Annotated in this window: 23 protein-coding genes; 16 read left to right on the forward strand and 7 right to left on the reverse strand. The window is 67.0% G+C overall.

Features of this window, described 5'->3' with window-relative positions; all coding sequences use genetic code 11:
* Nucleotides 1–49: 49 nt before the first annotated feature.
* The 5 genes from norR to ubiT all read left to right on the forward strand — a co-directional run bounded on the left by norR (nucleotide 50) and on the right by ubiT (nucleotide 4443).
* Nucleotides 50–1573: a nitric oxide reductase transcriptional regulator NorR gene (norR, locus tag U8L64_RS03470; RefSeq protein WP_043297965.1), complete on the forward strand. Its 1524-nt coding sequence runs from the start codon at nucleotides 50–52 to the stop codon at nucleotides 1571–1573.
* Between the two features lie 81 nt (nucleotides 1574–1654).
* Entirely contained in the window at nucleotides 1655–1864 is a 210-nt protein-coding gene (locus tag U8L64_RS03475; RefSeq protein WP_003287976.1) for a hypothetical protein, read from the forward strand.
* Nucleotides 1865–2060: 196 nt separating this feature from the next.
* A complete protein-coding gene (gene ubiU / locus U8L64_RS03480) occupies nucleotides 2061–3056 on the forward strand; it encodes a ubiquinone anaerobic biosynthesis protein UbiU (RefSeq protein WP_043297964.1) in 996 nt (331 codons plus the stop codon).
* 14 nt (nucleotides 3057–3070) lie between these two features.
* Nucleotides 3071–3961, forward strand: coding sequence for a U32 family peptidase (locus U8L64_RS03485; protein WP_234303318.1), 891 nt, complete (start codon nucleotides 3071–3073; stop codon nucleotides 3959–3961).
* Complete coding sequence (ubiT, locus tag U8L64_RS03490) at nucleotides 3955–4443, forward strand: ubiquinone anaerobic biosynthesis accessory factor UbiT (protein WP_043297962.1); 489 nt, start codon at nucleotides 3955–3957, stop codon at nucleotides 4441–4443. Before U8L64_RS03485 ends, ubiT begins: the two co-directional genes overlap by 7 nt.
* A gap of 101 nt (nucleotides 4444–4544) precedes the next feature.
* Here the strand turns inward: ubiT and U8L64_RS03495 are convergent, their stop codons facing one another.
* Together U8L64_RS03495 and U8L64_RS03500 are read right to left on the reverse strand one after the other, a co-directional pair.
* Nucleotides 4545–4940 (reverse strand): putative zinc-binding protein, encoded by a 396-nt coding sequence (locus U8L64_RS03495; protein WP_043297961.1) that lies wholly within the window; start codon nucleotides 4938–4940, stop codon nucleotides 4545–4547.
* A gap of 99 nt (nucleotides 4941–5039) precedes the next feature.
* On the reverse strand, nucleotides 5040–5717 hold the full coding sequence (locus tag U8L64_RS03500; protein ID WP_054093522.1) for a Crp/Fnr family transcriptional regulator: 678 nt from the start codon (nucleotides 5715–5717) through the stop codon (nucleotides 5040–5042).
* 237 nt (nucleotides 5718–5954) lie between these two features.
* On the opposite strand from U8L64_RS03500, the gene U8L64_RS03505 reads away from it, so the two are divergent.
* From U8L64_RS03505 to U8L64_RS03515, 3 genes are all read left to right on the forward strand, one after another.
* Nucleotides 5955–7973, forward strand: a complete 2019-nt coding sequence (locus U8L64_RS03505; RefSeq protein WP_333394036.1) for a ribonucleoside triphosphate reductase — start codon at nucleotides 5955–5957, stop codon at nucleotides 7971–7973.
* 76 nt (nucleotides 7974–8049) lie between these two features.
* Nucleotides 8050–8205, forward strand: a complete 156-nt coding sequence (nrdD, locus tag U8L64_RS03510) for an anaerobic ribonucleoside-triphosphate reductase (RefSeq protein WP_043297960.1) — start codon at nucleotides 8050–8052, stop codon at nucleotides 8203–8205.
* The gene (locus tag U8L64_RS03515; RefSeq protein ID WP_273527898.1) at nucleotides 8202–8897 is read left to right on the forward strand and encodes an anaerobic ribonucleoside-triphosphate reductase activating protein; all 696 of its coding nucleotides are present in this window, start codon (nucleotides 8202–8204) and stop codon (nucleotides 8895–8897) included. Before nrdD ends, U8L64_RS03515 begins: the two co-directional genes overlap by 4 nt.
* A 10-nt stretch (nucleotides 8898–8907) precedes the next feature.
* Here U8L64_RS03515 and U8L64_RS03520 read toward each other — a convergent pair whose 3' ends face one another.
* Nucleotides 8908–9378 carry an Lrp/AsnC family transcriptional regulator gene (locus tag U8L64_RS03520; RefSeq protein WP_138301062.1) on the reverse strand — a complete coding sequence of 157 codons (471 nt, stop codon included), beginning with the start codon at nucleotides 9376–9378 and terminating at the stop codon, nucleotides 8908–8910.
* 197 nt (nucleotides 9379–9575) lie between these two features.
* Here U8L64_RS03520 and U8L64_RS03525 point away from each other — a divergent pair, with 197 nt between their 5' ends.
* The 8 genes from U8L64_RS03525 (at nucleotide 9576) to U8L64_RS03560 (ending at nucleotide 22258) form a co-directional block, all read left to right on the forward strand.
* Nucleotides 9576–13046: an indolepyruvate ferredoxin oxidoreductase family protein gene (locus U8L64_RS03525; RefSeq protein ID WP_333394043.1), complete on the forward strand. Its 3471-nt coding sequence runs from the start codon at nucleotides 9576–9578 to the stop codon at nucleotides 13044–13046.
* Between the two features lie 84 nt (nucleotides 13047–13130).
* Nucleotides 13131–14225 (forward strand): Glu/Leu/Phe/Val dehydrogenase dimerization domain-containing protein, encoded by a 1095-nt coding sequence (locus U8L64_RS03530; protein ID WP_054093525.1) that lies wholly within the window; start codon nucleotides 13131–13133, stop codon nucleotides 14223–14225.
* 104 nt (nucleotides 14226–14329) lie between these two features.
* Entirely contained in the window at nucleotides 14330–15739 is a 1410-nt protein-coding gene (locus U8L64_RS03535) for a sodium-dependent transporter (RefSeq protein ID WP_333394049.1), read from the forward strand.
* A 306-nt stretch (nucleotides 15740–16045) separates the two neighbouring features.
* Nucleotides 16046–17128, forward strand: coding sequence for a 4-hydroxyphenylpyruvate dioxygenase (gene hppD, locus U8L64_RS03540; RefSeq protein ID WP_333394051.1), 1083 nt, complete (start codon nucleotides 16046–16048; stop codon nucleotides 17126–17128).
* An 80-nt stretch (nucleotides 17129–17208) separates the two neighbouring features.
* On the forward strand, nucleotides 17209–17859 hold the full coding sequence (gene maiA / locus U8L64_RS03545) for a maleylacetoacetate isomerase (protein WP_234303320.1): 651 nt from the start codon (nucleotides 17209–17211) through the stop codon (nucleotides 17857–17859).
* A 78-nt stretch (nucleotides 17860–17937) separates the two neighbouring features.
* Nucleotides 17938–19398 (forward strand): sodium-dependent transporter, encoded by a 1461-nt coding sequence (locus tag U8L64_RS03550; RefSeq protein WP_333394054.1) that lies wholly within the window; start codon nucleotides 17938–17940, stop codon nucleotides 19396–19398.
* A 165-nt stretch (nucleotides 19399–19563) separates the two neighbouring features.
* Nucleotides 19564–21453: a methyl-accepting chemotaxis protein gene (locus U8L64_RS03555; RefSeq protein ID WP_333394056.1), complete on the forward strand. Its 1890-nt coding sequence runs from the start codon at nucleotides 19564–19566 to the stop codon at nucleotides 21451–21453.
* A 121-nt stretch (nucleotides 21454–21574) separates the two neighbouring features.
* Nucleotides 21575–22258, forward strand: coding sequence for a type 1 glutamine amidotransferase domain-containing protein (locus U8L64_RS03560; RefSeq protein WP_333394058.1), 684 nt, complete (start codon nucleotides 21575–21577; stop codon nucleotides 22256–22258).
* Nucleotide 22259: 1 nt separating this feature from the next.
* On the opposite strand, the gene rimA is transcribed toward U8L64_RS03560, so the two are convergent.
* The 4 genes from rimA to U8L64_RS03580 all read right to left on the reverse strand — a co-directional run bounded on the left by rimA (nucleotide 22260) and on the right by U8L64_RS03580 (nucleotide 26581).
* Nucleotides 22260–23054, reverse strand: a complete 795-nt coding sequence (gene rimA, locus U8L64_RS03565; protein ID WP_077682632.1) for a S6 modification regulatory phosphodiesterase RimA — start codon at nucleotides 23052–23054, stop codon at nucleotides 22260–22262.
* 116 nt (nucleotides 23055–23170) lie between these two features.
* Nucleotides 23171–24088 carry an alpha/beta hydrolase gene (locus U8L64_RS03570; RefSeq protein WP_333394063.1) on the reverse strand — a complete coding sequence of 306 codons (918 nt, stop codon included), beginning with the start codon at nucleotides 24086–24088 and terminating at the stop codon, nucleotides 23171–23173.
* Nucleotides 24085–24390: a DUF2218 domain-containing protein gene (locus tag U8L64_RS03575; RefSeq protein ID WP_102827619.1), complete on the reverse strand. Its 306-nt coding sequence runs from the start codon at nucleotides 24388–24390 to the stop codon at nucleotides 24085–24087. The genes U8L64_RS03570 and U8L64_RS03575 overlap by 4 nt, the downstream gene beginning before the upstream one ends.
* 52 nt (nucleotides 24391–24442) lie before the next feature.
* Nucleotides 24443–26581, reverse strand: a complete 2139-nt coding sequence (locus tag U8L64_RS03580; RefSeq protein WP_333394067.1) for a TonB-dependent siderophore receptor — start codon at nucleotides 26579–26581, stop codon at nucleotides 24443–24445.
* Nucleotides 26582–26718 lie beyond the last annotated feature (137 nt).

Below are 26718 nucleotides of genomic sequence, written 5' to 3' on the forward strand. Positions count from 1 at the left end.
TCGACCATTCGCGGTTAGGGTTATAAAAACCTTGAGGGTCCGAAAAACCATGATGGAAGAAGCGCTTCTCGCCGATCTGGTCACCGAACTGCCCAATGCAGTGCGTCTGCAACGTCTGGTGCACACCCTGCATCAGCGGTTTCGCTGCGGCGCCGTGGTGCTGCTGCGCCTGGACGATGACAGTCTGCGTCCGATGGCAGCGGTCGGGCTGGTGCAGGAGGCGCTCGGCCGGCGCTTCATCGTCGCCCAGCATCCGCGGCTGGCGGCCATTCTCTCGCAGCGTGAGCCGACCTGGTTCGAGCCGGATAGCCGGCTGCCCGATCCCTACGACGGCCTGCTCGACGAGCGCGTCGGCGAACCGCTGCCGGTGCACGATTGCATGGGCGTCAGCCTCTACGTCGAGGGCAAGCTGTGGGGCGCGCTGACGCTCGATGCGCTGCATGCCGGCACCTTCGACGATGACGCGCGCCGCGACCTGCAGCGCTATGCGCTGGTGATCGAGGCGGCGGTGCGCATCACCCGTCTGGAGCACGAGAATCGCGGCCTGCGCCTGGCGCGTACGGATACGCTGGAGGCGCGCCTGATTCAGGATGACGGTGAAATCCTCGGCCACAGCGCGGTGATCCGCGATCTGCTGCGCGAGCTGCAGGTGGTCGCCGATTCCGAGCTGCCGGTGCTGCTGCTCGGCGAAACCGGTGTCGGCAAGGAGCTGTTCGCCCGCTGGTTGCACCGTCACTCGCGGCGGCGCAACAAGCCGCTGGTGCACGTCAACTGCGCGGCGCTGCCCGAGTCGCTGGCCGAGAGCGAGCTGTTCGGCCACGTGAAGGGCGCGTTCTCCGGCGCTACCACCGACCGCCCGGGGCGGTTCGACGCGGCCAATGGCGGCACGCTGCTGCTCGACGAGGTCGGTGAGCTGCCGCTGACGGTGCAGGCCAAGCTGCTGCGCGCGCTGCAGAATGGCGAGATCCAGCGTCTGGGGGCCGATCAGCCGCGGCGGGTGGACGTGCGCATCATCGCCGCGACCAACCGCAACCTGCGCGACAGCGTACGCGACGGGCATTTCCGCGCCGATCTCTACCATCGCCTGTCAGTCTACCCGGCGCCGATCCCGCCGCTGCGCGAGCGTGGCAACGATGTGCTGATCCTCGCCGGGCACTTCCTCGAGCTCAATCGCGCACGCCTGGGGTTGCGCAGTGTGCGCCTGTCGCCGGCCGCCGAGCGCGCGCTGCTCGGTTACGACTGGCCAGGCAATGTGCGCGAACTGGAGCACGTAATCAGCCGCGCCGCGCTGCGTCTGCTCAGCCGCGGCGGCTCGCGCAGTGAGATTCTCACCCTGGAGGCCGACATGCTGGCGCTGGACAGTCGTCCCGAAGGCCCCGCCGCGGTGGTGGTCGAGCCGCTACAGGTGGGCGAGCGAATCCTGCCGCTGCGCGAGGCGGTGGATGCCAGCCAGCGCCTGGCAATCGTCCGGGCGCTCGAGGCCAGCGGCGAGAACTGGGCGCAGGCCGCGCGACTACTGGATGTCGATCCGAGCAACCTGCACAAGCTCGCGCGCCGGCTCAAGCTCAAGTAGCACGACGGTCGTCGGCCGGCTGGAGACGCTGGCGCGACGGCATGGTCTACCCTCATTGCGCACCCGCTGAGGAGACCCGTCATGGCGCTGAACCAGGAAGAATTCGACGGCTTGCTGAGCCAGGCGCTGGCTCATGCCGAGCTGGCCGCCCGCGAAAACGAACCGCTGCACTATCGCGAAGCCTTTGTCGCCACGCTCAAGGCCATGCGCCTGCTCGGCGAAGAGTCCGGCGCCTGGCGGCAGATGGTCGCCCGCGCCACCGAGGAGTTCGAGGGCGACGAGGGCGTTTGAGCCATTGCCCGCCGGGCTTTCGCCATGCCGGACGCGCCGTTCGTGGCGCCGGCAGCCCCCGGGTCGATCTTGACGCCCATCAATGCTGGCCCCCTGTCAGCTGCCTAGACTGCCGGCTGTTTTTTGCTCCGTTCAGCCCGAACGATCGCTGTGCCTCGGGGTGCAGCGTGCATTATCCGAACGTCTAGGAGTTGCCATGCACCTGGTCTGCCCGGCAGGAAGCCTGCCCGCGCTCAAGGCCGCCGTCCAGCAGGGCGCCGATGCCATCTATGTCGGTTTTCGCGACGACACCAACGCCCGTCATTTCGCCGGACTCAACCTCGACGAGAAGCAGCTCGACAAGGGGCTGCAGCTGATCCGCGAGAAGGGTCGTCAGCTGTACGTAGCCGTCAACACCTACGCACAGCCCGAGGGCTGGGAGCGCTGGCAGCGTTCGGTGGACCAGGCGGCGGACATGGGCGTCGATGCGCTGATCGCCGCCGACCCCGGTGTGCTCGGCTACGCCAGCAAACGTCATCCGAAGCTCAAGCTGCACCTCTCGGTACAGGGCTCGGCGACCAACGCCGCGGCGCTGGGGTTCTACCAGGAACGCTACGGCATCAGCCGTGCGGTGCTGCCGCGCGTGCTCTCGCTCAAGCAGGTCAAGCAGGTCGCCGCCAGCAGTCCGGTGCCGATCGAAGTGTTCGCCTTCGGCAGCCTGTGCATCATGGCCGAGGGCCGCTGCCACCTGTCGTCCTATCTCACCGGCGAGTCGCCGAACCTTTGCGGTGTCTGCTCGCCGGCCAAGGCAGTGCGCTGGAGCGAGGAGCCCGAAGGGCTGACCTCGCGCCTGAACAACGTGCTCATCGATCGTTACGCCGAGGGCGAATCGGCCGGCTATCCGACGCTGTGCAAGGGCCGCTTCATGGTCAACGGCCAGCGTTTCCATGCGCTCGAAGAGCCGACCAGTCTGAACACCCTCGACCTGATTCCCGAGCTGGCCGCCATCGGTGTCACCGCGATGAAAATCGAAGGCCGCCAGCGCAGCCCGGCCTACGTCGAGCAGGTCACCCGCGTCTGGCGCGCCGCGCTGGACAGCTACCTCAAGGCGCCGCAGCGCTACAGCGTGCAGCCGGCGTGGCGCGAGGCGCTCGACGGGCTGTCCGAAGGCTCGCAAACCACCCTGGGTGCCTACCACCGGGCCTGGCAATGAACGAGGAAGCCACCATGAAACTTTCCCTGGGCCCCATCCTGTTCTACTGGGACCGTCAGCAAACCCTGGACTTCTACGCCAACATGGCCAGCCAGCCGCTGGACGTGATCTACATGGGCGAGACGGTCTGCTCCAAGCGCCGCGCGATGATGCTCGACGACTGGATGGGGCTGGCGCGCGATCTGGCCGAAGTCACCTCGGCACAATTGGTGCTGTCGGGCCTGACGCTGGTCGAGGCGGCCTCCGAGCTTTCCAGCCTGCGCCGCCTATGCGAGAACGGCCAGCTGCTGGTCGAAGCCAACGACATGGGCGCGGTGCAACTGCTGGCCGAACGCAAGCTGCCGTTCGTCGGCGGTCCGGCGCTGAACCTGTACAACGGCCATGCATTGGCCGAACTGGTCAACAGTGGCATGCAGCGCTGGGTGCCGCCGGTGGAGGCCTCCGGCGCGCTGATCAAGAGCGCCCGCGCGCAGCTGCAGCGGCTGGGCGTCACGCTGCCGGAGATCGAGATCTTCGCCTACGGCCACCTGCCGCTGGCCTATTCGGCGCGCTGCTTCACCGCCCGCGCCGAGAATCGGCCGAAGGACGATTGCCAGTTCTGCTGCCAGAACTACCCCGAGGGCATTCCGCTGCTCAGCCAGGAGGGCGAGGCGCTGTTCACCATCAACGGCATCCAGACTATGTCTGCCTCGGTCAGCAACCTGCTGGCCGACTACGAAGGGCTGGTCGACAGTGGTGCCGACCTGCTGCGTCTGAGCCCGCGTGCCGCCGGCATGGAAGAGGTGATCGCCGCGTTCGACGCCGTGCGCAAGGGCGCACTGCCGCCGCTGGCGGTGGACGGTTGCAATGGTTATTGGCATGGCCAGCCGGGCATGCTGCGTGCCGAGGAGGCCGGTCTATGCTGAACCCGCGTGCCCATCTGGTGAACCTCGGCGGGCGCCTGCTGCCGCTGGCGGCCAAGACGCCATTCCTGCTGCAGCGCCTGGCGCTGGAGCGCAGTCTCAATCAGATCTTCGCCGAGGCGCTGGCCGATGGCGCCTTCGACGTGCTGGAAGGCCACTGGATGAAGCTCGAGGTCATCGATCTCGGACTGGCCTGGTGTCTGACCTGCGACCGGGAAAAGCTGCGCATCGCCGCGCAGGCGCCGGTGGAAGTGAGCATCCGCGGCAACTGGCGCGAATTCCTCCTGCTGGCCAGCCGTCAGGAAGACCCGGACACGCTGTTCTTCCGTCGTCGGCTGATCATCGAAGGCGATACCGAGCTGGGCCTGGCGATCAAGAACCTGATCGACAGCCTCGATCCCGATACGCTGCCGTCCTGGTTGTGGAAGATGCTGCAAGGCGCCGGTGAGGAAGTGGCGCGCGCAGGCAAGGCACAGCCGGCGTAACGAGATAGTTGCTCTGAGGGGGGCGACAAGGCGGGGCATGCCCCGCCTTTTTTATTCGTACTTCGAAGCGCCGCTAAGCGCGCGCAGATGGATCGTGTGGTTCAGCAGACCCGCAGGCGGCGCGGCTGCATGCGGTCGCTGGCGATGATGTCCTTCATGTCCTCGAACAACGCGTTGGCTTCTTCCTCGCTGCAGTCCTCGCGATAGCGCTTGCGCAGACCGTAGCTGCTGAGGGTGATGTGCACGTCGGGCGTGACGCCATGCTGTGCCAGGCATGCGCGGGCGCAATGCAGCGGGCAGCCGTCGATGGCCAGGATCGGCCGGCCGGAATGCGCCTTGCGCACCAGCGCCTCGACGCGACCGCCGACGCCGGCGATGCAGGACATTTCCGCCAGCCCGGCGCGGTCGAGGCGTACGGCGAGGGTATTGGCCATCTGCGCCACGTTGGAGCAGCCCGAGCAGGAATACACCAAAGGTTGAATGCTGGACTTGGTCATGAGCTCCTCCCGCTGCGTGAAACCGAAAGGCAGTATCGCGCCCGACCCCGGGCGCGGCCTTGATGATGATCAAGATGCCTGAGGCGATCTGCCGCAGGTCTATTCGTCGTAGGCGGTCAGCGCGCGGCTGTCGAGAATCTCGATGCGGCGGCGTTGCACGGCAATGGTTCCGGACTCCACCAGCCGATGCAGGATGCGCGAAAAGGTTTCCGGCTGGATACCCAGCTTGGAGGCGATCAGCCGCTTGGGCACGTCGAGTGTGATTACGCCGCTGTCGTCGCTCTGCGCCTGGGCGAGAAAGCGCGCCACGCGGCGGCTGGCGTTGGCCAGCGTGAGGGTGTCGATCTCACCCATGCGTTGGTGCAGGCGCACGCTGAGCGTGGCGAGGATTTCCAGGCAGATCGCCGGGTGCTCCTCGAGCATGCGGCGGTACTGGGGGCCGTTCAGGCTGGCGACCAGGCTGGTCTTGAGCGCTGTGGCGCTGACCGGATACAGCGGGGTGCCGCGAAACAGCAGCGCCTCGGCAAACGACTCGCCCGGACGCATCACCTCGACCAGTTTCTCCTGGCCGTCGCAGATGACCCGGTGCAGCTTGATCTGCCCGCTGAACAGGAAATAGAAACGGTCGGCCCTGTCGCCCTGATGAAATAGCGAGGCACCTGCGGGCAGGCGCTTGAGATTGGCCGTGGCGCAGATTTCCTGCATGGCGGCTTCCGGCAGGCGGCTGAACAGGTGATGACGGCGCAGCCCGGCGATGAGCGACGGTTCTGTAAGCATGGCTCCTCCCCCGGCACCGGGCCGGGATGGTTCGAGGCTGCATCCTAGAAGGTGGCTGCCCGGATTTTCCTTGACCGCGGACAAGTTGGGGCGCCGTCGCACCTCGCTGAACGCCTCCGGTCGATGTTTTGCCCGACTTGATGATGGTCAATTCGCTGCAGCCCTTTAGCCCGTAGATTCCCACCATATTGTGTGTATGTGTGAATTGAGTATCTACATATAGTATTCGGAGGCGGGATGGACGAGCGGGTTGAGGGCGCGGTGTCACGGATGCTGCGCAAGCGCGATGGACGGCGGGTCGCGTTCGAGTTGGACAAGATCAGCCGCGCCATCGCCGCGGCGGGTGAGGCCACTGGCGAATTCGGTGGTGCGGCAGCGCTGACGCTGGCCGACACCGTGCAGCGGCAGCTTGGCGCGCTGGACGAGGTCGATGTCGAACAGGTGCAGGATCGCGTCGAACATGCGCTGATGCGCGCGGGTTACTTCGACACCGCGCGCGCCTACATCGTCTACCGCGAGCGCCACGGGCGCCTGCGCCGCGACCGCAAGGCCATCGTCGATGTCGCCTCCTCAATGAACGAATACCTCTCGCGCGAGGACTGGCGCGTGCGCGCCAATGCCAACCAGGGCTATTCGCTGGGCGGGCTGATTCTCAACGTGTCCGGCAAGGTCACCGCCAACTACTGGCTGGACGAGGTCTATAGCCCGGAGATCGGCCGTGCCCACCGCGACGGCGATCTGCACATCCATGATCTGGATATGCTCGCCGGCTACTGCGCCGGCTGGTCGCTGCGCACGCTGCTCAACGAGGGCTTCAACGGCATTCCCGGGCGTGTCGAGGCGGGGCCGCCGAAGCACCTGTCCAGTGCGCTGGGACAGATGGTCAACTTCCTCGGCACGCTGCAGAACGAGTGGGCCGGTGCCCAGGCGTTCAGCAGCTTCGATACCTACCTCGCGCCCTTCGTGCGCAAGGACAATCTCGGTTATGACGAGGTGCGCCAGGTGATCCAGGAGTTCATCTACAACCTCAACGTGCCGTCGCGCTGGGGCACGCAGACGCCGTTCACCAACCTGACCTTCGACTGGGTCTGCCCCGAGGACCTGCGTGAGCAGATTCCCTATATCGGCGGCGAGGAAATGCCCTTCGCCTACGGCGAGCTGCAGGCCGAGATGGAGCTCATCAATCGGGCCTATATCGAGGTGATGCAGGCCGGTGATGGCCTCGGCCGGGTGTTCACCTTCCCGATCCCGACCTACAACATCACCCACGATTTCCCGTGGGACAGCGAGAACGCCGAGCGCCTGTTCGAGATGACCGCACGCTACGGCCTGCCGTACTTCCAGAACTTCCTCAATTCCGATATGCAGCCCAACCAGGTGCGCTCGATGTGCTGCCGCCTGCAGCTGGACGTGCGTGAGCTGCTCAAGCGCGGCGGCGGTCTGTTCGGTTCGGCCGAGCAGACCGGCTCGCTCGGCGTGGTGACCATCAACTGCGCGCGCCTGGGCTATCTGCATGCCGGTGACAAGGCGGCGTTGCTCGAGCATCTGGATGCCCTGCTGGAAATGGCGCGGCAGAGCCTGGAGGTCAAGCGCAAGGTGATTCAGCACCACATGGATGCCGGGCTCTACCCGTACACCAAGCGCTACCTCGGCACGTTGCGCAATCACTTCTCCACCATCGGCGTGAACGGCCTGCACGAGATGGTGCGCAACTTCACCGATGACAGCGAGGGCATGCACACGCCGGCCGGCCGCGCGCTGGCGGTGGAGCTGCTCGACCATGTCCGCGCGCGGCTGGTGCAGTTCCAGGAAGACACCGGCCACCTCTACAACCTCGAAGCGACACCTGCCGAGGGCACCACCTACCGCTTCGCCAAGGAAGACCGCAAGCGTTTCCCGGACATCCTCCAGGCCGGCTCGGCCGAGGCGCCGTACTACACCAACTCCTCGCAGCTGCCGGTAGGCTTCACCGACGATCCCTTCGAGGCGCTGGCGCTGCAGGACGAGCTGCAGACCAAGTACACCGGCGGCACCGTGCTGCACCTGTACATGGCCGAGCAGATTTCCTCCACCGAGGCCTGCAAGAAGCTGGTGCGCAACGCGCTGTCGCGTTTCCGCCTGCCATACCTGACGGTGACGCCGACGTTCTCGATCTGCCCGGTGCACGGCTACCTGGCCGGCGAACACGAGTTCTGCCCCAAGTGCGACGAGGCCCTGCTGCACAAGCAGCGCGCCGAAGCGGCGTTGCCCGCCTGAGCTGCGACCGCATGCCCCGCAGCTCCGCGCGGTGCGGCGCTGCATACTCACACCCCAGCAAGTAAGGAGAAGCACCATGAGCCAAGCCAGCCAACTGCCCCAGGAACAGCGCCAGCGTTGTGAGGTCTGGACCCGCGTGATGGGCTACCACCGCCCGGTTGCGGCGTTCAACCCGGGCAAGCAGTCCGAACACCGCGAGCGCCTGCATTTCACCGAAGCGGCGGCGCGGTGACCGCAGCGCTGCGGGTCGGGGGCCTCGTGCCCCTGACCACTCTGGATTTCCCCGATCACCTGGCCTGCGTGCTGTTCTGCCAGGGTTGCGGCTGGCGCTGCCGTTACTGCCACAACCCGCAGCTGATCCCCGCCTGCGGCAGCGAGGAAAAGTCCTGGGCAGAGATTCTCGATTTCCTCGAGCAGCGCATCGGCCTGCTCGAAGCGGTGGTGTTCAGCGGTGGCGAACCGACGCTGCAGACCGCGCTGCCGGACGCCATCGGCCAAGTGCGGGCGCTGGGTTACAAGGTCGGCCTGCACAGTGCCGGGATCAAGCCGAAGCTGTTCCGTCAGGTGCTGCCGCTGGTGGACTGGGTCGGCTTCGACATCAAGGCGCTGCCCGAGCAGAGCACGCTGATCACCGGCGTGGAGGGCAGCGGCAAGGCCAACTGGAAGAGCCTCGACCATCTGCTGGAAAGTGGCGTCGAGCACGAGTGCCGGACCACCGTGCACTGGAACCTGTTCGATGCCGGGCTGCTCTGGGACATGGCCCAGCGTCTGCGCGCCCGCGGGGTCGAGCGCTTCGTGGTGCAGTGCGTGCGCACCGCGCGCATGCTTGACGCCAGCCTGGCCGACAGCACGGCGCCGTATGACCTGCAGCGTCTCTGGGAGCGCCTGGACCGGCTGTTCCCCTCGTTCGTCGTGCGCGGTTGAGCGCGCCGACTCAATCCAGCGGCAGCTCCGTGGTGCGCTTCACCTCGCTCATGGCGATGTGCGAGTGCGCCTCCTGCACGTGCGGGCGCTGCAGCAACTGGTCGCGCAGGAAGCGCTCGTAGCTGTCGATATCGCGCGCCACCACCTTGAGCAGGTAGTCCGATTCGCCGGCCATGGTGTAGCACTCCAGCACCTCGGGATAACCGACCACCGCCTGCTCGAACTCGTCCAGGTTGCTGCGCCCGTGCGCCGAAAGCTTGATGTTGACGAACACCGTCATGTTCAGCCCGAGCTTCTTCGGGTTGAGCAGGGCGACCTTGCGCTCGATCAGTCCTTCCTCCTGCATGCGGTTGATCCGGCGCCAGCAGGGCGATTGCGACAGCTCGACCCTCTCGGCGATCTCCGCGGCGGAAAGATCGGCGTTGTGCTGCAGCAGCAGGAGAATCTTGCGGTCGATGGGGCTGAGTGGAGAGGGCTGCATGGTTGTTCCTGTTTTATTGTTGTTCGCGAAATGATCATGCACGGCACGGCCGTTCCAACGCAAAAGTAGAAAGAAAATCTCTGTTCGTCGCGGCCAGACTGTACGCACGTGCAGGCAGGGCGATCCCTGTCCGAGCAAAAGGCGGGTGGCAACATCGTGACCACCCTGACTCCGATAACAACAAACAGGAGCGCCCCATGTCACTGGCCGAGATCCGTCTGGATGACAAGTACCGGCTCGCAACCGGTCATCTGTACCTCACCGGCACCCAGGCGCTGACCCGCCTGCCGATGTTGCAGCATCAGCGCGACCAGGCCCGTGGCCTGAACACCGGCGGCTTCATCTCCGGCTACCGCGGCTCGCCACTCGGCGGGCTGGACAAGAGTCTCTGGGACGCCCGCGACTACCTCAAACAGAACGCCATCCACTTCCAGCCGGGTGTCAACGAAGAACTGGCCGCCACCGCCGTGTGGGGCAGCCAGCAGACCAACCTGTTCCCTGGTGCCAGGTACGACGGCGTGTTCGCCATGTGGTACGGCAAAGGCCCGGGTGTCGACCGCGCTGGCGATGTGTTCAAGCACGCCAACGCGGCCGGTGTTTCGCCGCATGGCGGCGTGCTGCTGCTCGCCGGTGACGACCACGGTTGCAAATCCTCGACGCTGCCGCACCAGAGCGAGCACGCCTTCATCGCCGCCTCGATCCCGGTGCTCAACCCGGCGAACGTCCAGGAAATCCTCGACTACGGCATCATCGGCTGGGAGCTGTCGCGCTACTCCGGCTGCTGGGTGGCCCTGAAGACCATCGCCGAGAACGTCGACTCCTCCGCCGTGGTGGAAGTCGACCCGCTGCGCGTGCAGACGCGTGTCCCGGAAGATTTCCAGCTGCCCGAAGACGGCGTGCACATCCGCTGGCCGGACCCGCCGCTGGCGCAGGAAAAACGCCTCAACCTTTACAAGATCTACGCCGCGCGCGCCTTCGCCCGCGCCAACAACCTCAACCGGGTGATGCTCGATTCGCCCAACCCGCGCCTCGGCATCATCACGACCGGCAAGTCCTATCTCGACGTGCGCCAGGCGCTGGACGACCTCGGCCTGGACGAAGCGCTGTGCGCCTCGGTCGGCTTGCGCGTGCTCAAGGTCGGCATGAGCTGGCCGCTGGAGCCGGTCTCGGTGCACGAGTTCGCCCAGGGCCTCGACGAGATCCTGGTGGTCGAGGAGAAGCGCAGCATCATCGAGGACCAGCTCACCGGGCAGCTCTACAACTGGCCGGTGGACAAGCGCCCGCGGGTGGTCGGCGAATTCGACGAGCAGGGCAATTCGCTGCTGCCGAACCTCTCCGAACTGACTCCGGCGATGATCGCCCGGGTCATCGCCAAGCGCCTCGCGCCGATCTACACCAGCGAGAGCATCGTCACCCGCCTGGCCTTCCTCGACGCCAAGGAAAAGGCTCTGGCCGCGCGTAGCTACACCACCGTGCGCACGCCGCACTATTGCTCCGGCTGCCCGCACAACACCTCGACCAAAGTGCCGGAGGGCAGCCGCGCCTCGGCCGGCATCGGCTGTCACTACATGGTGCAGTGGATGGACCGGCGCACCGAGACCTTCACCCAGATGGGCGGCGAGGGCGTCAACTGGATCGGCCAGGCGCCGTTCACCGACACCCCGCACATGTTCCAGAACCTCGGCGACGGCACCTACTTCCACTCCGGCAGTCTGGCGATCCGCGCGGCCGTGGCGGCGGGGGTCAACGTCACCTACAAGGTGCTCTACAACGACGCCGTGGCGATGACCGGCGGCCAGCCGATCGACGGCGAACTGCGCGTCGACCAGCTCAGCCGGCAGATCGCCGACGAAGGCGTCAAACGCATCGCCCTGGTCAGCGACGAGCCGGACAAGTACCCGAGCCGCGCCGGCTTCGCGCCGATCACCACCTTCCACCACCGCCGCGAACTGGACGCCGTGCAGCGCGAGCTGCGCGAGTTCAAGGGCGTCTCGGTGATCATCTACGACCAGACCTGCGCCACCGAGAAGCGCCGCCGGCGCAAGCGCGGCAAGCTGGAAGACCCGGCCAAGCGCGTGTTCATCAACCCCGCCGTGTGCGAGGGCTGCGGCGACTGCGGGGAGAAATCCAACTGCCTGTCGGTGCTGCCGCTGGAGACCGAGCTGGGGCGCAAGCGCGAGATCGACCAGAACGCCTGCAACAAGGATTATTCCTGCGTCGAGGGCTTCTGCCCGAGCTTCGTCACCGTGCACGGCGGCGGCCTGCGCAAGCCCGAAGCGGTCGCTCATGGCCTCGAAGCGGCCGAGTTGCCCGAGCCGCAGCATCCCTCGCTGCAGCGGCCGTGGAACGTGCTGATCCCCGGCGTCGGCGGCAGCGGCGTGACCACCCTCGGCGCGCTGCTGGGCATGGCCGCGCACCTGGAAGGCAAGGGCTGCACGGTGCTCGACCAGGCCGGTCTGGCGCAGAAGTTCGGCCCGGTGACCACCCACGTGCGCATCGCCGCCAAGCAGAGCGACATCTATGCCGTGCGCATCGCCGCCGGCGAGGCCGACCTGCTGCTCGGCTGCGATCTGGTGGTGGCGGCCGGCGACGAGTCGCTGACCCGCCTCAACGAGCTGAACAGCAACGCCGTGGTGAACAGCCACGAAGCGGCCACCGCCGAGTTCACCCGCAACCCCGATGCCCAGGTGCCCGGCGCAGCCATGCGTCAGGCGATCAGCGATGCCGTGGGCGCCGAGAAGACCCACTTCATCGACGCCACGCGCTTAGCCACGCGGCTGTTGGGCGACAGCATCGCCACCAACCTGTTCCTGCTCGGCTTCGCCTATCAGCAGGGGCTGCTGCCGATCTCCGCCGAGGCCATCGAGAAGGCCATCGAACTCAACGGTGTGTCGGCCAAGCTCAACCTGCAGGCCTTCCGCTGGGGCCGCCGCGCGGTGCTCGAGCGCGACGCGGTGGAGCAGCTGGCGCGCCCGGCCGAGCTAGCCGAACCGGTGTGCAAGACGCTTGAAGAGATCGTCGACTGGCGCGTGGACTTCCTCACCCAGTACCAGAACGCCGGCCTGGCACGGCGCTACCGCCAACTGGTCGAGCGCGTGCGCGACGCCGACACCGCCGATGATCTGGCGCTGTCCAAGGCAGTCGCGCGTTACTACTTCAAGCTGCTCGCCTACAAGGACGAGTACGAAGTGGCGCGCCTCTACAGCGAGCCGGAGTTCCGCCAGCAACTGGCGGCGCAGTTCGAGGGCGACTACAAGCTGCAGTTCCACCTCGCCCCGGCCTGGCTGGCCAAGCGCGACCCCGTGACCGGCGAGCCGCGCAAACGCGAGTTCGGCCCATGGATGCTCGATGTTTTCGGCGTGCTGGCCAAGCTGCGCTTCCTGCGTGGCACGCCGCTCGATCCGTTCGGCTATGGCCATGACCGCCGCGTCGAGCGCCAGCTGATCGTCGACTACGAGAAGACCGTCGCCGACCTGCTGGCCCAGCTCAAGCCGACCAACTACCGCACCGCCGTGGCCATCGCCGCGCTGCCGGAACAGATCCGCGGCTACGGCCCGGTGAAGGAGCGCGCCCTGGCCAAGGTCCGCCAGCAGGAAAAACTGCTGCGCGAGCAGCTGGCCAAAGGCGACGAAGTGCAGAGCGTGCGGCTGTTCCAGCCGGCGGCGTGAGCGGCGCAGCATCCGCCCGGAATGTTTTGCCCAGAGCCCCGCGCCTGCGGGGCCGCAACCTGACAACAACCACGAGGTAACGCCATGTCCGTCTTCGCTCACCCCGACTTCGACCGCCACGAACAGGTGGTCTTCTGCCATGACCAGGCGTCGGGTCTGAAAGCCATCATCGCCATTCACAACACTCGCCTGGGCCCGGCGCTGGGTGGTTGCCGGATGTTCCCCTACGCCAATGACGACGACGCGCTGCGCGACGTGCTGCGCCTGTCGCGCGGCATGACGCTGAAATCCTCGCTGGCCGGGCTCAAGCTCGGCGGCGGCAAAGCGGTGATCATCGGCGATCCGCACACCGGCAAGAGCCAGGCGCTGCTGCACGCGATGGGCGATTTCATCGAGAGCCTCGGCGGCCGCTACATCACCGCCGCCGACTCCGGCACCGGCGATGCCGAGATGCAGGCCTTTGCCCAGCGCACCCGCCACGTGATGGGCGCGACGCCGCGCACCCTGCTCGATGGCAGCATCGCCAGCGGCGACCCGTCGCCGTCCACCGCGCTCGGCGTGTTCGTCGGCCTCAAGGCCGCGGTGCGTCATCGCCTCGGTCGCGACGACCTGACCGGGCTGAAGGTGGCGATCCAGGGCGTCGGCCATGTCGGCCTGGGCCTCGGCCGACACCTCAAGGCGGCCGGCGCCGAGCTGTGGGTGGCGGACATCTTCGACGCCAACGTGCAGCAGGCCATGGAAGAACTGGGCGCCAACGTGGTGCGCCCGCAGGACATCTACGGCCTGGACGTCGACGTGTTCGCGCCCTGCGCCATGGGCGGCATCCTCAACGAGCAGACCCTGGAGGTGCTGCGCGCCCCGGTGATCGCCGGGGCCGCCAACAACCAGCTGGCCACGCCGGAAATCGGCGCCGAACTGCAGCGGCGCGAGCAGCTGTACGCGCCTGACTACGCGATCAACGCTGGCGGCATCATCGACGTCTACTACCAGCGCATCGGCGGCAGCGCCGCGCAGAGCGATGCCCATGTGCGCGCCATCGGCGACACCCTGCAGCAGATCTTCACCCGTGCCGCCGCCAGCGGCGAGCCGACCTCGGTGATCGCCGACCGCCTGGCGCTGGAACGCCTGCAGGCCGGTGGCGACGCTCAGCCCGAGGCGCTCCAGCGCCAGGCGTCGTGACCCGCGCCGGCCGTTCGGCCGGCATCTCTCGAGCCGCGCCGGCACGCACCGGCCGCGCGCTCCGTTCGTTTCGACCTGACAAAAACAACAAGCAGGAATCCGCAATGACCGATAAAAGCAGCCTCGCCGCCGGCAGCCTCGCCGGCGCGCTCGCTCGTCCGCAACCCAGCGCCGCCCGCGGCCTCTGGTCGTCCCGCTGGGTGTTCTTCCTCGCCGCCACCGGCTCGGCGGTGGGCCTGGGCAATATCTGGAAATTCCCCTACATCACCGGCGAGAACGGCGGCGGCGCCTTCGTGCTGGTGTACCTGGCCTGCATCCTCACCATCGGCATCCCGCTGTTGATGGCCGAGGTGATGATCGGCCGCGCCGGCCGGCAGAACCCGGCGGGCTCCGTGGCGCGGCTGGCCGCCCTGGCCGGTGCCAGCGCGCACTGGCGCAAGGTGGGCTGGCTCGGCGCGTTCACCGGTTTTCTGATCCTGAGTTTCTATGTGGTGATCGCCGGCTGGGCACTGGCCTATGTGCCGGCAACGCTGGGCGGCGCGTTCAGCGGCGCCGATGCCGCGGCCAGCACGGCGCAGTTCGACGCGCTGCTGGCCGATCCGCTGCGGCTGGTGCTGTACGGCTCGGCGGTGCTGGCGGTGACCATGCTGATCGTCGGGCTGGGCGTGCGCGACGGCCTGGAGCGGGCATTGCGTTTCATGATGCCGGGCCTGTTCCTGCTGCTGCTGGGCATGGTCGGCTACGCGGCAATCGCCGGCGACTTCGCCCGCGGCGCCGCATTTCTGTTCGTGCCGGACTTCTCCAAGCTGAGCGCCGAAGGCTTCCTGCTCGCCCTCGGCCACGCGTTCTTCACCCTCAGCCTCGGGTGCGGCGCGATGATGGCCTACGGTTCGTACCTGCCCAAGGGCGTGTCGATCGCCAAGACCTCGTTGCTGGTCGCGCTGGCCGACACCACGGTGGCGCTGCTCGCCGGATTGGCGATCTTCCCGCTGGTGTTCGCCAACGGCCTGGAACCGGGTGCGGGGCCGGGGCTGATCTTCGTCACGCTGCCGATCGCCTTCGGCCAGATGCCGCTGGGCCAGGTATTCGGCGGGCTGTTCTTCGTGATGCTGGTACTGGCGGCGGTGACCTCGACGATCTCGCTCAGCGAGCCGGGCATCGCCTGGCTCAACGAGCGCTTCGGCGTCAGCCGGACCCGCGCGGTCCTGCTGACCGGCGCGGTGCTCTGGCTGATGAGCCTGGCCAGCGTGCTTTCGTTCAACCACTGGGCCGAGTATCAGCTGTTCGGGCATACCTTCTTCGACAGCATGGACTACCTCACCGCCAACTGGCTGATGCCGCTGGGTGGCTTGGGCACGGTGCTCTTCACCGGCTGGGTGCTGCAGAAGGAAGCGGTGCGCGAGGCCATCGGCATCGCTCAGCCGGGCTGGTTCAGCGCCTGGTGGAACCTCTTGCGCTACGGCACGCCGGTGGCGATCACGCTGGTGTTCCTCAACCTGATCGGGGTGATCTAGCGGGAGCTGCGGGGCGGTGGGCTTTGGCCCGCCGTCGTTCAGGTGCCACGGGGTGCCCCAGATGAGCTGTGCGACAGCCTGTCGCAGCCGGTTGTCAGCTTTTCGTTACGCCTGGCAATGCGGACGGCCGCGCCAGCGCGCGGTTGGCGCGGTGTAAGGAAAAGCTGACGCGGCCACCGGCATGCGGCTCGCCCAGGCGGCCGCCGCCCGCTTGTTTCGCCGCCTGCGCTGGTTTGTCATGGCCTCAGTCATGCGTGCAGGAGTCTTCGGACTTCAGCGAATCGATAACAAGAAACAGGAGGCGCAATGAACGCCGTTAACAAGATCGAGCAACACAATCCCATCGGTACCGACGGCTTCGAGTTCGTCGAATTCACCGCGCCGAATGCCGAGGGCATCGAACAGCTGCGCATGCTGTTCACCCAGATGGGCTTTACCGAAACCGCCAAGCACCGCTCCAAGGAGGTCTGGCTGTTCCAGCAGCACGACATCAATATCGTGCTCAACGGCAGCCCCACCGGGCATGTGCGCGAGTTCGGCGAGAAGCACGGCCCGAGCGCCTGCGCCATGGCCTTCCGGGTGAAGAACGCCGCGCAGGCCGCCGCCTACGTCGAATCCCAGGGCGCCAAGCTGGTCGGCAGCCACGCCAACTTCGGCGAGCTGAACATCCCCTGCGTCGAAGGCATCGGCGGCTCGCTGCTGTATCTGGTCGACCGCTACGGCGACAAGAGCATCTACGACGTCGATTTCGAGTACATCGAAGGGCGCACGCCGAACGACAACGCCGTCGGCCTGATGTGCATCGACCACCTGACCCACAACGTCAAACGCGGGCAGATGGACGTCTGGTCCGGTTTCTACGAGCGCATCGCCAACTTCCGCGAGATTCGCTACTTCGACATCGAGGGCAAGCTCACCGGGCTGTTCTCCCGCGCCATGACCGCGCCGTGCGGCAAGATCCGCATCCCGATCAACGAGTCGGCCGACGACAAATCGCAGATCGAGGAATTCATCCGCGAATACCATGGCGAGGGCATCCAGCACATCGCGCTGTCCACCGACGACATCTACGAGACGGTCCGCAAGTTGCGCGCCAACGGCGTGGATTTCATGACCACGCCGGACACCTACTACGAGAAGGTCGATACTCGCGTGCCGGGCCATGGCGAGCCGCTGGACCAGTTGCGCGAGCTGAACCTGCTGATCGACGGCGCGCCGGGGGATGACGGCATCCTCCTGCAGATCTTCACCAACACGGTGATCGGCCCGATCTTCTTCGAGATCATCCAGCGCAAGGGCAACCAGGGCTTCGGCGAAGGCAACTTCAAGGCGCTGTTCGAATCCATCGAGGAAGACCAGCTGCGCCGGGGCGTGATCGGCGGCGAGTAAGCCGTAGGGTGGGCTTCAGCCCACCAGCGCCGAAACTGATCGGTGGGCAGAAGCCCACCCTACGGGCCGGAGACCTTTTCGTGCTGACCCTCTATTCCTACTGGCGCTCCAGCGCCGCCTATCGTGTGCGCATCGCGCTCAACCTCAAGGGCCTGGCGTATCGCCAGGTGCCGGTGCATCTGGTGCAGGGCGGCGGACAGCAGCGCGCCGCCGCCTATCGGGCGCTCAATCCGCAGCAGCTGGTGCCGTTGCTGGTGGACGAGATCAACGGCGGGGCGCGTATCGCGCAGTCGCTGGCGATTCTGGAATACCTCGAGGAGGTGTTTCCGGTGCCGGCGATCCTGCCCGGCGATCCGCTGGAGCGGGCGCAGGTGCGCGCTCTGGCGTTGCACATTGCCTGCGAGATCCATCCGCTGAACAACCTGCGCGTGCTGCAGTACCTCAGCGGCGAACTCGGGGTAGACGATGCGGCGAAGGACGCCTGGTATCGCCATTGGGTCGCTACCGGCCTGGCGGCGGTGGAGCAGGGGCTGGAGGCGTTCGGCGAGCGCTTCTCGCTCGGCGACCGCCCCGGTTACCTGGAGGCGTGCCTGGTGCCGCAGGTGTACAACGCGCGCCGTTTTGCCTGCGATCTCGCGCCGTTCCCGCGCATCCGCCAGCTGGCCGAGCGGTGCGAGGCGCTGGACGCCTTCCGCAACGCCGCCCCGGAGGTGCAACCCGACGCTCAATGACCCGTGGTGCCTTGCATGCCGTCGCGCCACGGTGCGGCGGTCCGAATTTCGTCACAGATAAAAACAAACAGGTGACGCATGACTCGTGAAAAACCGAAGAACCTCTGGCTGTCGCGCTGGGGTTTCATCCTCGCTGCAACCGGCTCCGCCGTGGGCCTGGGCAATATCTGGAAATTCCCCTACATCACCGGCGAATACGGTGGCGGCGCCTTCGTGCTGATGTACCTGGCGTGCATCCTCGCCATCGGCATTCCGGTGATGATGACCGAGATCGCGCTCGGCCGGCGCGGGCGTGGCAGTCCGATCGACGCCATCGGCCGCGTGGTGCGCGAGAACAACGGCAACCCGGCGTGGAAGCTGGTCGGCGGCATGGCGATGCTCGCCGGCTTCCTGATCCTGTGCTTCTACGTGGTGGTGGCCGGCTGGGCGTTTTCTTACACCTGGAAGATGCTCGACGGCTCGCTCGCCGCGCCCAGCGTGGAAGCGCTCGGCCAGGTGTTCGAGGCGCACAACGCCAATCCCTGGGCGCTCGGCGGCTGGGGTCTGCTGGTGGCGCTGCTGACCCTGTGGATCGTCGGCAAGGGCGTGCAGGCCGGCGTCGAACGGGCGTTCCGCTGGATGATGCCGGGGCTGGCGGTGATGCTGCTGGTGCTGGTGGGCTATTCGGTCACCAACGGTAGCTTCGCCGAGGGCTTTGCCTTCCTGTTCAGCTTCGATGCCTCGAAGATCACCGGCGAGGCGCTGCTGGCGGCGCTGGGCCACGCGTTCTTCACCCTCAGCCTGGCGTCGGGTGCGATCCTTACCTACGGCTCCTACATCCCGGACGGCCAATCCATCGCCCGCACCACCTTCATCGTTGCTATCGCCGACACCTGCGTGGCGCTGCTGGCGGGGTTGGCGATCTTCCCGGTGATTTTCGCCAACGGTATGGACCCGAGCGCCGGCCCCGGGCTGATTTTCATGAGCCTGCCGCTGGCCTTCCAGCAGATGCCGTTCGGCACCGCGTTCGGGGTGCTGTTCTTCGCCATGGTCTCGGTGGCGGCGCTGACGTCGGCGATCTCGATGATCGAGGCGGTGGTCGCCTATCTCAACGAGAAGCACGGCATCAGCCGCGCCCGCGCTGCCGCCAGCTCCGGTGCGGTGCTGATCGTGATCAGCCTGCTGGCGATGCTGTCGTTCAACCTCGGCGCGGAATGGAAGCTGTTCGGCATGACGCTGTTCGACGGGCTGGACTACATCACCTCGCGCTGGATGATGCCGCTGGGTGGCATCTTCATGGTGGTGCTGGCTGGCTACTGCCTGCGTTCGGAGATCATGCGTGACGAGCTGGGCCTGTCGCCGGCCGGGCATGCGCTGTGGCTGTTCATGGTGCGTTACGTCAGCCCGGTGATGATCCTCATGGTGTTCCTGCATGCCCTCGGCTGGCTGGGCTTCGACCCGCTGGCGCGCTGGTACTGGATCGTCGGCGCCATCGCGCTGCTGAGCCTGCTCGGCGAAGGCCTGCGCCCACGGGTGATGCCGGCCCTGGCCGGACGCTGAGCCGAGCGGTTCGCACGCTGGCGCGGTGCTGGCGTGCGGACCGGGCGGTCACGGGCCTCGCCGCTGCGTTCAAGTTTGCTGACGGACGGCCGAGAAGCTGACTGAGATCAAGGATTTTCACATTCCGCAGGATGCGCCCAGTCAGTCAATCGGACGCCCCTCAAAATGCCCAGTCGCCTCAAGTTCAGCCACAAGATCCTGCTGGCCGCATCGCTGGTGGTGATCGCGACCTTCGCGCTGTTCACCCTCTACAACGACTACCTGCAGCGCAACGCCATCCGCGCCAATCTCGAGAGCTACCTCGACGAGATGGGCAAGATCACCGCGAACAACATCCAGAACTGGCTTTCCGGCCGCATTCTACTGGTGGAAGGCGCGGCCGAATCGGTCGCCGCCGACAACAGCAGCGAGCGCGTGGCCAGGCTGTTCGAGCAGCGTGCGCTGACCTCGACGTTCGCCTTCACCTACCTCGGTGGCCAGGACGGCAGCTTCCTGCTGCGTCCCTACGATGAAATGCCGGCCGACTTCGATCCGCGCACCCGGCCCTGGTACAAGGACGCCGTGGCCGCCGGCGGCTCGACGCTGACCGAACCCTATGTCGATGCCGCCAGCGGGCAGCTGATCCTGTCCATCGCCACCCCGGCCAAGAGCGGCGCCCAGACCCTTGGCGTGGTTGGTGGCGACCTGGAGCTCAAGGCGCTGGTGGAGATCATCAACGCGCTGGATTTCAACGGCATGGGCTATGCCTTCCTGGTCAGCGGCGATGGCAAGGTGCTGGTCCACCCCAACCAGCAGATGGTGATGAAGACGCTGCGCGACGTTTACCCGCAGAACACGCCGTCGCTCGACAGCCGCTACGTCGAGGCCGAACTCAATGGCTCGCCGCGCGTGCTCGGCTTCAGCCCGGTGAAGGGGCTGCCGTCGGTGAAGTGGTACGTCGGCATCTCGCTGGATCGCGACAAGGCCTACGCCAGCCTCAGCAGTTTCCGCACCACCGCGCTGATCGCGACCGTCGCGGCGGTGGCCTTCATCCTGCTGCTGCTGGGCCTGCTGATCCGTGTGCTGATGCGTCCGCTGACCGACATGGGGCGGGCGATGGCCAACATCGCCGAAGGTGAGGGCGACCTGACCCGCCGCCTCGACGCGCAGTCCAATGATGAGTTCGGTGAGCTGGCCGGCGCCTTCAACCGCTTCGTCGAGCGCATCCATGGCTCGATCCGCGAAGTGTCCTCGGCGACGCAGGCGGTGCATGAAGTGGCGCAGCGCGTGCTCGACGCTTCCAACGCCTCGATGTCCAACTCCGACGAACAATCCAGCCGCACCAACAGCGTCGCCGCGGCAATCAACGAGCTGGGGGCCGCCGCGCAGGAGATCGCCCGCAACGCCGCCGACGCCTCGCAGCACGCCAGCAACGCGCGGCATCAGGCCGATGACGGGCGCCAGGTGGTCGAGCAGAACATCGCCGCGATGCGCCAGCTGTCCGACAAGATCAGCGCCTCCTGCGCGCAGATCGAGACGCTCAACGCCAAGACCGTCGACATCGGCCACATCCTCGAAGTGATCAAGGGCATCTCCGAGCAGACCAACCTGCTGGCGCTGAACGCCGCCATCGAGGCCGCGCGTGCCGGCGATGCCGGACGCGGATTCGCCGTGGTCGCCGATGAGGTGCGCAACCTGGCGCACCGCACGCAGAGTTCGGCGCAGGAAATCCAGCAGATGATCGAGGAGCTGCAGGTCGGCGCCGGCGCCTCGGTGCAGACCATGACCGAAAGCCAGCGGCAGAGCGAAACCAGCGTGTCGATTGCCGATCGCGCCGGCGAGCGCCTTGGCGAGGTGACCCAGCGCATCGGCGAGATCGACGGCATGAACCAGTCGGTGGCCACCGCCACCGAGGAGCAGACCGCGGTGATCGAGTCGCTGAACATGGACATCACCGAGATCAACACGCTGAATCAGCAGGGCGTGCAGAACCTGCAGTCGACCCTGCGCGCCTGTGGCGACCTGGAACAGCAGGCCACCCGCCTCAAGCAGCTGGTGGGCAGCTTTCGCATCTGATTCCGGCGGGTTCACCAAGGGCGCTGCGGCGCCCTTTTTCTTGCGTGTGAACGGACAACGGAGCATCGCGCGGCGATTGGCAGTCACAACTGCTCACCCCGCGCATCCTTCAGGAGGCTCCATGCAAGTGCTCATCGTGCTCACATCCCACGACCGGCTGGGCGACACCGGCAAGCCCACCGGCTTCTGGCTCGAGGAATTCGCCGCGCCGTACTTCGTGCTGCGCGACGCCGGCGCCGCCATCACGCTGGCCTCGCCCAAGGGCGGGCAGCCGCCGCTCGACCCCAAGAGCGACGAACCGCAGGCGCAGACCGAAGCCACCCGGCGCTTCAAGGCAGATGCCGAGGCGCAGCGCGCGCTGGCCAGCACCGTGCCGCTGGCGCAGGTGTCGGCGGCGGATTTCGATGCGCTGTTCTTTCCCGGCGGCCACGGCCCGCTCTGGGACCTGGTGCGTGACCGCCATGCCATCGAGTTGATCGAGACGTTCGCGCGCAGCGGCAAACCGGTCGCGGCGGTCTGCCATGCGCCGGCGGTGCTGACCGAGGTGCGTGGCGCCGATGGCGATTTCCTGATCAAGGGGCGCGGTGTCACCGGCTTCACCAACGGCGAAGAGGCGGCGGTGGAGCTGACCGACGTGGTACCCTTCCTGCTGGAAGACCGGCTCAAGGAACGCGGCGGCAACTACAGCAAGGGACCGGACTGGGCGCCCTACGTGGTGGTCGACGGCCAGCTGGTGACCGGGCAGAACCCGGCCTCCTCGGAAGCCGCCGCAACGGCGCTGCTGGAGCTGCTGCGCGCCGGCTGATTCAGCGCGGCAGCTCGGGCCAGAGCAGGCTCTCGGCGCTGGCGCAGGCGCCGAACAGCGGTTTGCTGAACAGGTAGCCCTGCATCAGCTCGATGCCCTGATCGGCCAGGCACAGGCATTCGTCGAGGGTTTCGATGCCCTCGGCGATCAGGCGGATGTCCAGTTCGCGGCAGATTTCCGTCACGCCACGCACGATGGCCTGCCGCGAGCGGCTGGCGTCGATGCCGCGAATCAGATCCATGTCCAGCTTGATCAGGTCGGGCTGGAAGTCGGCCAGCAGGTTGAGCCCAGCGAAGCCGGCGCCGAAATCGTCGATGGCGGTCATGAAGCCGATGCGCTGGTATTCGCGCAGCACCTCGGCCAGCCACTTGCCGTCGTCGATCTCCTCGCCTTCCACCGTCTCGAAGATGATCCGCTCGATGGGAAAGCCGTACTGCTGCGCCGCCTCCAGCGTGGAGCGGATGCACAGCTCCGGGCGGTAGATGGCGTTGGGCATGAAGTTGATCGACAGGCGTGTCTGCATGTCCAGCGCCGCGGCGGTGCGGATCGCTTCGACCCGGCAGGCCTGATCGAAGCGGTAGCGGTTGTCCTCGGTAACCTTGGCCAGCACGCTCGGCGCTGGCTCGCCGGCCGGGCCGCGGACCAGCGCCTCGTGGGCGAACAGCTGGCGCTCGCGCAGGTTGACGATCGGCTGGTAGGCATAGGCGAAGCTGAAATCCAGCGCCTGGCCGTTGCGGCAGCCTTCGCAGGCGGCCTTGGCGAGCGGGGACTCGCAGTCGGTGGAGCGGCGATACATCGAACGTCCTCGGATTCGCCGCCCGCGGCGGACAGCCGCGAGCACAGGCGCGATGTGCTGCTATCGGTCGCCGCGGGACTTTCTTGACTGCTGCACGTCGGCTCGCCGGGTTGCGCTCACTTCCCGGCCCCGGCCGCCCACTCCAGCGCCTGCACGCTGCTGTAGTGCGCGTTGCTGCCGTGGTTGGCGCCCTGGTTGATGCGCAGCTCGACCTGCATGCCGGGCATCGTACCCAGACGTTCGGCGAAGTCGCGGGCATTGTCGACCATGCGCCGCTCGGCCATGTGGCGCTGGCGCGGGTCGTCCAGCGGGTCGCCGGCGGCCGGCTGTTCGGCGCTGCCGACGGTGATCAGCAGGCGGCTGTACGCCGGATGCTGCCGCAGTTGGCCCTCGAAGCGGGCGAGGCTGCGCTCGACGTAGCCCTGATACCACCAGATCGACGGACTCGCAGCGACGTAGCGGCTGAACGCCTGCGGCCGGTTGAGCTGCGTGTAGAGGGTGAACAGCCCGCCATAGGAGTGACCGAACAGCGTTTGCTGCTCGGGATCGACTCGATAGCGCGAGGCGATCAGCGGCTTGAGTTCGGTTTCCAGGAAGTCCAGGAATCGCTCGGCACCGCCGGATGGCGGTGCTTCGCGACCGGGCAGGCGCTGGCGGTCCTCGGCGTGCGGCGTGTAGTCCTCGGCGCGCGCCTTGAAGTCGTAGAGCGCGGCGCCCGGATAACCCACGCCGACCACCAGCACGCTGTTGCGCAGCGTCGGCTCGGGGCGCGCTTCCAGCGCCTGGGCTTGCAGCGCCAGCGCCGGGAACAGCGCATTGCCGTCGAGCACGTAGAGCACTGGAAAGCCACCGGGTGGCGCCGGCTGCGTCGGCCGGGAGAGGAAGATCTGGTAGTCGCGTCCGGTGTGGCGCGAATGCAGCACGCGCTGCTCGGTCTGCGGCAGCGTCACGGGCTGCCAGGCGGACGCCGCTGGCGTGGCCGCCTGGGTCGGCACGCTCAGCAGCGTGAGCGTGGCCAGGGCGAGGCGCTTCATGCGTGAGTCAGCGGCAGCGCGCCGTCCTGCCAGTGCACCTTGAGCGCTTCCTCGCCGGAGAAGCGTTCGAGGTGGTCGGCTATGACCAGACTCAGGCGCTTCTGCGCCTCGCCGGCCTCGGACTGGCAGTCGATCAGCAGACGGTCGGCTTCGGCGAGCATGCGGCAGCTGCCGAAGGGGAACTGCACGCGGGCGCGGGTTTCGTCGAGTTCGACCTCGCCCTTGTGGGCGAAGTGCTTGAACAGCCGGGTCATGTTGCGCGCGGCGCGCGGGGTGAGTACGACGGCATGGAACTGGGGCACGGGTAATCTCCTTGCAGGGGTGGGCCGGCCCGCAGGCCGGCAGTGGGGTGGCTCAGAATTCGTAGCGCGCGCCGACGACGAAATTGCGCGACGGGCCGTAGAAGTTGAAGGTGCCGACGCTGCCGACCCGCGAGTAGTACTTGCGGTCGAGCAGGTTGTTGGCGTCGAAGGTGGCGGTCAGCTTGTCGGTGAGCGGGTAGGACAGCTTGGCGTCGACCACCGCGTAACCCGGCGCGCTCAGTCGCGGGCTGCCGGCGCGTTCGATGCTGAAGTCGCTCATGGCGCTGATGCCGGCGCCGAGGCCGAGGCCGCGCAACGGGCCGCCGGGCAGCGTGTACTTGCTCCACAGCGAGGCCTGGTGGCGCGGCATCAGCGCGAACAGCGCGTTCTCGTCGCCGGCCAGGTTCTCGCTCTTCATGTAGGTGTAGCCGGCCAGCAGCTCCCAGTCGGGCGTCAGGTAGCCGCTGACTTCCAGCTCGCCGCCGCGGATGCGGGTCTTGCCGGTGGCTTCGTAGACGCCGTTGAGCGGCACGCCGAAGTCGTCGATAGCACCGGTGGCGCGGTTCTCGTCGGTGAGCTGGAAGGCGCTCAGGCGCGCATTGAGGTCGCCGCCGTAGTAGCTGCCCTTGATACCGACCTCGTATTGCTCGCCCTCGCGCGGCTCGATGATGCGCCCGCCGGCATCGGCCTCGGTTTGCGGCTTGAACACCTGCGAGTAGCTGGCGTACAGCGAGTGTTGCGCGTCGAGGTCGAACACCAGCCCGCCATAGGGCGTGACATGGCCGCTTTCGCGCACGTCATGCGCGGCCGTGTTGTTCTCGCCGGTGTAGCTGCTGACGCGGGCGCCGCCGATCAGCGCCAGGCGCGCGATCGGGCGGAAGGTCAGCTTGGCGTACAGCCCGGCCTCGCGTTCGTCGGTTTCGGTCGGCGCGCCGAAGGTGACGTTCGGTCGCGGCTTGTCGCCCGGGTGGTAGCTGTCGACGTCGATCACGCCGAGGTTGCCGCGTGCATCGGCGTATTCGGTCTCGTAGCGCTTGAAGTCGGTGCCGACGACGAACTCGCTGACCTGGCCGAGCAGCGCGAATGGCTGGCTGTAGTTGGCGTCCACGGCGAGGGTGTCCTGCTCCAGGTCGCGCGCGGTGTAGGCCAGGTTGGTCACGCCGGTGCTGGCGTTGCGCCCGGTGAAGGCATACAGGTAGTCGGTGGCGCGCTTGGAGCCGCGCACGGCGATGCGCCCGTAGCCGCCATTGTCGAAGCGGTGGGTCAGTTCGGCGACGGCATCGGTGCTGCGGCCGTCGAAGTCGCCCCAGTCCGCACCCAGGTAGGTCGAGCGGCTGAAGTGCTGCAGGCGGCCGTCGGTGGCGGCCGGGTAGCCGTTGTGCGGGACGATGTCCTTGGTCTGGTGGATCAGCCCGAAGGACATCGCCGTGGCGTCGCTGAGGTCGACGTCGAGCGCGCCGTAGAAGCTTTCGCTGGTGTTGGCGTTGTAGTCGACCTCGCCGTTGCTATCGGCGCGCGAGGCGACCAGGCGTCCGCGCACGCGGCCGTCCTCATCCAGCGGGCCGGAAAAGTCGGCTTCCTGGTAGTTCTGGTCCCAGCTGCCGTAGCGGCCGGTGAGACTGCCCTGGAATTCGCGGGTCGGGCGCTTGCGCACCATGTTGACGATGCCGCCCATCTCGCTGGTACTGCTGAACAGGCCCGACGGCCCGCGCATGATCTCCACCCGGTCGAACGGCGACAGCGACGGCAGCGTGCCGTTGATGCTGGCCATCGGCGCGGGCAGGCCGTCGATGTTGAATTCGTCGTACTCGTAGCCGCGCGCGTAAATCGACGAGCGCCCGCTGTCGTTGGTCAGAGTGCGCAGGCCGGCGGTGTACTTGGCGAGGTCGTCGAGGTTCACGAACTGGCGGTCGCGGATGTAATCGCTGGTGTAGACGGTGATCGACTGCGGAATGTCGCGCAGCTCGGCGGGCGTCTTGGTGCCCACGGTGGCGGCCGGCACGGTGTAGCCGCCACTCTGCTCGGAGGGCGCCATGTCGTACAGGCGATTGCCCTCGACGGTGATGCTCTCCAGCTCGACTGCCTGCTGCGGGGTGACGCTCTGCGCCAGGGCACTCAGCGGGAACGGTGCGAGCAGCCCGAGCAGCAGCCAGCGGCGGGAAAAAGGGGAACGGCGGGTGGTGCGGTCCATGTTGCGGCTCCTGTCGCAAGCGGCGGGGCAGGTTGGCGACTGTCCCACGATTGCACAAATGATAACGATTTGCATCCGAGAATGACGGCGCGTAGTCTGCCACCACGGCCTGGGCCGAACCTTTGCGCGAGCGAACA

The sequence above is a fragment of the Pseudomonas sp. FIP_A4 genome, from assembly GCF_036701605.1.
Classification (GTDB): Bacteria; Pseudomonadota; Gammaproteobacteria; order Pseudomonadales; family Pseudomonadaceae; genus Stutzerimonas; species Stutzerimonas phenolilytica.